Origin of the sequence: Verrucosispora sp. SN26_14.1, assembly GCF_004307965.1 — a bacterium.
In the GTDB taxonomy this organism is placed as follows: domain Bacteria; phylum Actinomycetota; class Actinomycetes; order Mycobacteriales; family Micromonosporaceae; genus Micromonospora.
Genome location: NZ_SISL01000572.1, coordinates 1 through 3356 on the forward strand (window position 1 = coordinate 1; position 3356 = coordinate 3356).

3 protein-coding genes and 1 pseudogene are annotated in these 3356 nt (G+C 69.9%); all 4 read left to right on the forward strand.

All coding sequences use genetic code 11. The annotated features are described in order from the left end of the window. Positions 1-184: 184 nt before the first annotated feature. A complete protein-coding gene (gene tsf / locus EYA84_RS29235) occupies positions 185-1012 on the forward strand; it encodes a translation elongation factor Ts (protein WP_131057259.1) in 828 nt (275 codons plus the stop codon). Between the two features lie 150 nt (positions 1013-1162). Next, positions 1163-1930, forward strand: coding sequence for a UMP kinase (pyrH, locus tag EYA84_RS29240; protein ID WP_131057261.1), 768 nt, complete (start codon positions 1163-1165; stop codon positions 1928-1930). A gap of 84 nt (positions 1931-2014) precedes the next feature. Next, positions 2015-2572: a ribosome recycling factor gene (frr, locus tag EYA84_RS29245; RefSeq protein WP_131057263.1), complete on the forward strand. Its 558-nt coding sequence runs from the start codon at positions 2015-2017 to the stop codon at positions 2570-2572. Between the two features lie 296 nt (positions 2573-2868). Then, positions 2869-3356 (forward strand): annotated as a pseudogene (locus EYA84_RS29250) (hypothetical protein); the annotation flags it as partial.

Below are 3356 nucleotides of genomic sequence, written 5' to 3' on the forward strand. Positions count from 1 at the left end.
GAGGCGCAGCAGCCCGCCGAGCAGCCGGCCGCCGTCGCCGGTCAGTGACCGCACCGCCGTCCGGCCACCGTCCGTCCCTGACGACGGTGGCCGGCGGCGGGCAGACCGGGCACGAACCTCTCGGAACCGGGTAATCGTCACCTCAGTCCATTTCACCCGCAGTCCCAACACCGAAGAGAGAGCCATGTCCCAGATCACCGCGGCGGACGTCAAGAAGCTCCGCGACCTGACCGGCGCCGGCATGATGGACAGCAAGAAGGCCCTGACCGAGGCCGAGGGCGACTTCGACAAGGCCGTCGAGATCCTGCGCGTCAAGGGCGCCAAGGACGTCGGCAAGCGGGCCGGGCGGACGGCCGCGAACGGCCTCGTCGCCCACTCCGGCCGGGCCCTGCTGGAGCTGAACTGCGAGACCGACTTCGTCGCCAAGAACGACGCCTTCATCGCGCTCGCCCAGCAGCTGGTCGAGCACGGTGAGCGCTCCGGCGCGAGCAACGCCGAGGAACTGCTGGCCAGCGAGCTCGACGGCCGTCCGGTCGCCGACCTGGTCCAGGAGCAGTCCGCCAAGATCGGCGAGAAGCTGGTGCTGAACCGCTTCGCCAAGCTGGACGGCACGGTCGCGGTCTACCTGCACCGCAAGGCCCAGGACCTGCCCCCGGCGGTGGGCGTGCTGGTGCAGTACGCCGGCAAGGCCGACGAGGCCGGCGACGCCGACGCCCGTGGCGCGGCCATGCAGATCGCCGCGATGCGCCCGAAGTACCTCACCCGGGACGAGGTGCCGGCGGAGATCGTCGAGTCCGAGCGGCGGATCGCCGAGCAGACCGCCCGCGAGGAGAACAAGCCCGAGGCCGCTCTGCCGAAGATCGTCGAGGGTCGGGTCAACTCCTTCTTCAAGGACTTCGTGCTGCTGGAGCAGTCGTCGGTCACCGACAACAAGAAGTCGGTGAAGCAGGTGCTGGCCGAGGCCGGCATCGAGATCACCCGCTTCGTGCGGTTCGAGGTCGGCCAGTCCTGACCTTCGGCCGGGCGTACGCGCCCGTGCTGGGCAACGACACGACGAGGAGGCCGCCGGTGTACGCGACACACACCGCGGTCTCCTCGTCCCATAAGGTCGGCAGCGGCAGATGTGCGCACCCGGGCGCGGCAGTGGGGGAAGGACGGGCGGATGACGCAGGTTGTGAGTGACCCGACGCTGGCGGTGGACGACCCGTTGGCGCCGCCGCCCGGCCGGGCACGCCGGGTGGTGCTGAAGCTCTCCGGCGAGGTGTTCGGCGGCGGCGAGATCGGTGTGGACCCGGACGTCGTCCAGGCCATCGCCCGGCAGATCGCCACCGTGGTCCGTCGCGGTGTGCAGGTCTCGGTGGTGGTCGGCGGCGGCAACTTCTTCCGGGGCGCGGAGTTGCAGAAGCGGGGCATGGACCGGGCCCGGGCCGACTACATGGGCATGCTCGGCACCGTGATGAACTGCCTCGCCCTGCAGGACTTCCTGGAGAAGGAGGGCATCGAGACCCGCGTGCAGAGCGCGATCACGATGGCCCAGGTGGCCGAGCCGTACATTCCGCTGCGGGCGATCCGGCACCTGGAGAAGGGCCGTGTGGTCATCTTCGGCGCCGGTGCGGGTATGCCGTACTTCTCCACCGACACGACGGCCGCCCAGCGTGCGCTGGAGATCCACGCGGACGTGGTGCTGATGAGCAAGAACGGTGTGGACGGCGTCTACAGCGCCGACCCCCGGATCGACCCGACCGCCAGCAAGTTCGAGTCGATCACCTTCTCCGAGGTGCTGCGCCGCAACCTGCGGGTCGCCGACGCGGCCGCCTTCAGCCTCTGCATGGAGAACGGACTTCCGATGCTGGTCTTCGGCGCGCAGGGTGACGACACCATCGTCCGCGCGGTGGGCGGCGACAAGATCGGCACGCTGATCACCACCTGAGCTGACCGTCGACGGTGACCTCGGCGGTCCGTCCCGGTGACCCGACAAGCCCACGACGAGCACAAGAAGGAGGCGAGGAGAGCGGTGATCGACGACACCCTCCTCGAGGCCGAGGAGAAGATGGAGCGTGCGGTCGAGCACGCCAAGGAGGAGTTCGGTGCCATCCGCACCGGTCGCGCCACTCCGGCCATGTTCTCCAAGATCATCATTGACTACTACGGCAGCCCCACGCCACTGACCCAGATGGCGTCCGTGGGTGTCCCCGAGCCGCGTATGGCCATCATCAAGCCGTACGACAACTCGCAGATCAACGCCATGGAGAAGGCGATCCGCGACTCGGACCTCGGGGTGAACCCGAACAACGAGGGCAACCAGCTGCGCATCCTGCTCCCGCAGATGACCGAGGAGCGCCGCCGCGACATGATCAAGGTCGCCCGGAACAAGGGCGAGGAGGCGAAGATCGCCATCCGCAACATCCGTCGCAAGGGCAAGGAAGAGCTGGACCGGCTCGTCAAGGACGGCGAGGTCGGCGAGGACGACGGTCGCCGCGCGGAGAAGGAACTGGACGACGTGACCCAGCGCTACGTGGCGCACGTCGACGAGTTGGTCAAGCACAAGGAAGCCGAGTTGCTGGAGGTCTGATCCGCAGCGGCTCCCGGCTCGTACGCCCCACCTCGTCGATCATGAAAGTGCCGTCATCCGGCCCTCCGGCCGGTACGACAAGCTCATGATCGACGAGGTGGACGGTGGGTACTGGTGCGTCCTGCGGAAGCTCCGGGTGCAGTAGGCTCGGCACGATTCCCGGCGACCCGGGGGTGAACGGTGGAGATCAGCCGGCTTACCGGCCGGCGAATCAGACGGAGCGCCTCGCGCGGGTAGGGGATGGTAGTGGCTGTGCGTCAAGTGGTGGATCTCGTACCGCTGTCGTCCGGTGCGTGATGTCCCACCTCGACCCCTACGGTGGCGCCGAGGCCCGCGGCTGGGACCGCCCGGATCGGCCGACCTCGTTGCCCTGGCCCGACCCGGACCTCGAACCCGGTCCGTGGTCGCGCGGCCCGCGTCCCGGCGCTGAGCTCTCCGCCGAGCCGCGCACCCGCCCGCGCCCGCCGGCCGACAATCCGTACGCCCGGCCCGTCGAGGACCGGGACGAGCCCGCCGGGACCGGCTTCGCCGCCCGACCCGAGCCGTTCGACGACCGGGACGTCCCCGGGCGGTACGACGAATCGGCCGGTCCGTACGACGACCGGAACCGCCGGAGTGACCTCCCCGACGGTGGCCCTCGGCGACCCGAGGAGAACGGGCGTCGCGACCTGGCGCACGGGGACGCGCCGACGGCGCAGTTCGCCCCGGTGCCCCCCGACGACGGTCCGGACCACGACGACGCGCCGACCACCCTGCTCGCCCCGGTCCGGCTCGCCCACGCCGC

Coding starts and splice junctions, on each gene's coding strand:
- tsf (WP_131057259.1), top strand. CDS start 185: ATGTCCCAGATCACCGCGGCGGACGTCAAGAAGCTCCGCGACCTGACC.
- pyrH (WP_131057261.1), top strand. CDS start 1,163: ATGACGCAGGTTGTGAGTGACCCGACGCTGGCGGTGGACGACCCGTTG.